This window comes from Microcystis flos-aquae FACHB-1344 (assembly GCF_014698375.1).
Lineage (GTDB): Bacteria > Cyanobacteriota > Cyanobacteriia > Cyanobacteriales > Microcystaceae > Microcystis > Microcystis aeruginosa.
Genome location: NZ_JACJSW010000021.1, coordinates 1 through 3,536 on the forward strand (window position 1 = coordinate 1; position 3,536 = coordinate 3,536).

Genomic DNA, 3,536 nt, shown 5'->3' on the forward strand with positions numbered 1-3,536 from the left:
ATCCAATAAACGCTTGGGGAGAGAATACCTCTACTTTTTCAGAAGCAATTCTGTCTAAGCAAGTAATCTCTGTGAACCAAGAATCCCCGTCTCTTTAGAGCGGGGAGTGTCAAATCGGTAAACGCTGAATATCTCGGTTAGAACCAATCACCACCATTGCTAAATCCTTGTGTAATCTTTCTTGGGGATTGGGGTTAATCTTGAATTTTTCCGCATTACCGACAGCGACAATATTTAACCCATAACGATTACGAATTTCTAACTCTGCTAGGGTTTTACCGTGAAAAGCTTCCGGGACTTTTAACTCGACAATACTATGTTCGGGATCGAGATCAAATCGTTCTAAAATTGATGGTCTAGTTAAACGGTGCGCTAACTCACAACCAGCATCGTATTCGGGAAAAACTACTAAATCTGCACCAACTTTTTTGAGTAATTTTCCATGGATTTCTGTGGAGGCTTTAGCGGCGACAAAATTAACCCCCGCTTCCTTACAATTGAGAGTAGTAATGATACTTTCTTCCACGTATTTACCAATAGCGACAATCACCGTATCGGTTTCAAAAATTCCCGCTTCTCGCAGGGCGTTAGGTTTGGTAGAATCAAGCTCGATCGCATTATCTACTATTCGATCGGATAACGCTTGTGCTACTAATCCTTCGTCAATATCTGTCGCTACCACTTGATAACCTTGTTTGCGTAAGGTTTCACAGACGGCGCGCCCAAATCTGCCTAATCCGATGACGGCAAATTGACGATTTTGGGGACGCATACTACTAAAAAATTTAATTGATTGCATAATTTTAAGTTAAACTGTTACGCATTTAAAATGCTAGTGTCAATGAGTGAGGAGACAGGAGAAACTGATAACTGATAACTGATAACTGATATTAATTATCCCACTAAAAGGTTTTCTTCGGGGTAATTAATAACTGTTGGTTTCGGATCGCCGATGATAGCCGCTATTAAAAGTATAACTCCCACCCGTCCCAGATACATCATAAAAACAATAATTAACTTAGAAATCGGCGATAAAGCGGCGGTTATACCCATAGATAGTCCGACAGTTCCAAAGGCAGAAACTACCTCAAAAAACAGTTGAATCATTTGAAAATCTGTCTCCACAAATGAGATAGCTAGGGTGGAGATAATAATCGCTATAACTGAACCAAAAACCACCGCCATTGACTTTAAAATTAACGGCATAGGAATGCGTCTTTGATAGAGAGTCACTTCTTCACGACCTCTTAAAACCGAGCGGGTACAGTTATATAAAATCCTAAAAGTTGTGGTTTTAATACCGCCGCCTGTACCGCTAGGACTGGCTCCTATAAACATGAGAGCCATGGTAATTGATAAACCTTCTACGGAAATTTTACCGATATCAATAGTATTAAATCCTGCTGTTCTCGATGTTACCGATTGGAACCAAGCAGCCAGCAATTTATCTTTAATTGATAAATTAGCCAAAGTGTCACCATTTCCCTGTTCAGTAAATAAAAAAGCCAATGTTCCCATCACTAATAAAAATATAGTTGTACTGATAGCAACTTTATAGTTAAGAGAAAAAACAAAGCCTTTTCTTTTATATCGAAAGCGGTGAATAGACCAAGTATAAAACTCGATAATTACTTGATAACCGATACCTCCAAAAATGATCAATCCTGTGATAGCTAAGTTAATAATAATTGAGGATTGATAGGACATCAAGTTATCTTTAAACAAGCCAAAACCAGCATTATTCCAAGCACTAATACTATGGAATAAAGATAACCACACCGCAGATCTAAAATCATACTTTTGGGCGAAGACAGTTAACATAACCAAAGTTGCTGTTAACTCAAAAACTAAAGTAGTAGCAATCACTGATTTCATTAAACTTTGACTACCTTGTAGGAAAGGTCGATCAAAGGATTCTTGAATCGCTAACTTCTGTCTCAGGTCAAATTTTCGCCCAACTAATAACATTAAAAAAGTGGTAGTGGTCATATATCCCAGTCCACCCACTTGAATTAATAAAGCGATAAATAATTGACCCCAAAAAGAAAAATAAGTACCCGTATCTACTACTGCTAAACCCGTAACACAGACAGCAGAAGTGGAGGTAAAGAGGGCAACAATTGGGTCATTCCAAGTGCCGCTAGTGGTAGAAACAGGCAACATCAACAGGGAAGTTCCCGCTAAAATTACCGCAATAAATCCCAAGCAAATTGTCCGGGCAATCGTCATATAAATTCCTTAGTGAAAGTAGCTAAGAGAAGATTGTTGTTTGGCTAACACTTCTTGATAAACTAACTGTAAGCGATCGATATTTTTGCTGAGAGTGTAAGAGTCTAAAACTCTTTGACGGGCTTTTTGACCTAAAATTGTGGTTAATTCGGGATGATCTCGTAATACGGGCAAGAGAGTTTTTAATTGGGTAATTAGTCCTTTAGTATCTAGAACTATTCCCGCACCTTTTAACACTTCCCCATCGGCCCCCACATCCGTAGCCATACAAGCAACACCGCAGGCCATCGCTTCTAAGAGGGAAATCGATAAACCTTCCACTAATGAGGGTAAAATAAAGCAGTCAACCCCGCGCAAAATTTCAATTCGTTTATTTTCATCGCCGATAAAACCTAACCAGATAATACCATCTTCTTCTCCATAAAAAGGTTTAAGGGAAGGAGTTAACGGACCATCGCCCACAATGAGCAGTTTGCATCTATCACCTAAACTGGTTTTTTTCCAAGCTTTCAATAAAGATTCTACATTTTTCTCCGGCATGATCCGACCGAGATAAACAAATAAACAATCGGCATTATATTGAGCTTTAATATTCGAGGGTCCTGGACAATACTTATTAACATCAACCCCATTGGGAATAATTGCTAATTTTTCTTCGGGAACTCCCAATTTAACTAAAAAATCCCGTTGAGAGGTGGAAAAAATAATTACTTTATCGTAATTAGCTAAAAAAGGGGCGTGTAGTTGGTAGGTTAATAATTGGGTACTAGAGATGAGATTGCGAATTTTACTATCAAAAGCCGGGTGAAAAGTCGCCACCAGAGGCAAATCTAAAGACTCACAAATTTCCGGTAGCAGAAAATCGAGGGGAGACAGGGGTAAGGACGCATGAACTAGATCCGGTTTCAGTTCCCTGAGTTTATCCTGTAGAACCCGACTCGATTTCAGGGTGGGAATAGTATAGACTTGGGAACTATAGAGACGTGGCAGGGTGATTTCGTCGTAAAAGTCGGGCCAATCGCTGACAGTGGGTTTTTCGGAAGAAAAATGCAGAAAACTGACTTGATAATCTCGATCGAGCAGGGAATTAGTCACTTCTCGCCCATAGGTAACGTTACCGCAAAAAGGAGATTTTTTTCCTAACCAGGCAATGTGCATTGAGATTCTCTTAAGAAAAAGTTAATTTAGCCAAATATCACTTTACCAAATTGTCTGTCAAAAGTTGATAAAGAAGCCTAGTCTCATAAAACAGTAAGCGGCACAGTCCATCCTTACCTAGTGCCTTAAAACTGGGTAACTCTTTCTTT

3 protein-coding genes are annotated in these 3,536 nt (G+C 39.2%); all 3 read right to left on the reverse strand.

Annotated elements, in window-relative coordinates:
• Positions 1 to 109: 109 nt before the first annotated feature.
• The 3 genes from H6G48_RS00985 to H6G48_RS00995 all read right to left on the reverse strand — a co-directional run bounded on the left by H6G48_RS00985 (position 110) and on the right by H6G48_RS00995 (position 3,387).
• The gene (locus H6G48_RS00985) at positions 110 to 799 is read right to left on the reverse strand and encodes a potassium channel family protein (RefSeq protein WP_061432893.1); all 690 of its coding nucleotides are present in this window, start codon (positions 797 to 799) and stop codon (positions 110 to 112) included.
• A 95-nt stretch (positions 800 to 894) separates the two neighbouring features.
• A complete protein-coding gene (locus H6G48_RS00990; RefSeq protein WP_190718212.1) occupies positions 895 to 2,229 on the reverse strand; it encodes a TrkH family potassium uptake protein in 1,335 nt (444 codons plus the stop codon).
• A 9-nt stretch (positions 2,230 to 2,238) separates the two neighbouring features.
• Positions 2,239 to 3,387 carry a glycosyltransferase family 4 protein gene (locus tag H6G48_RS00995; protein ID WP_190718215.1) on the reverse strand — a complete coding sequence of 383 codons (1,149 nt, stop codon included), beginning with the start codon at positions 3,385 to 3,387 and terminating at the stop codon, positions 2,239 to 2,241.
• Positions 3,388 to 3,536: the final 149 nt, after the last annotated feature.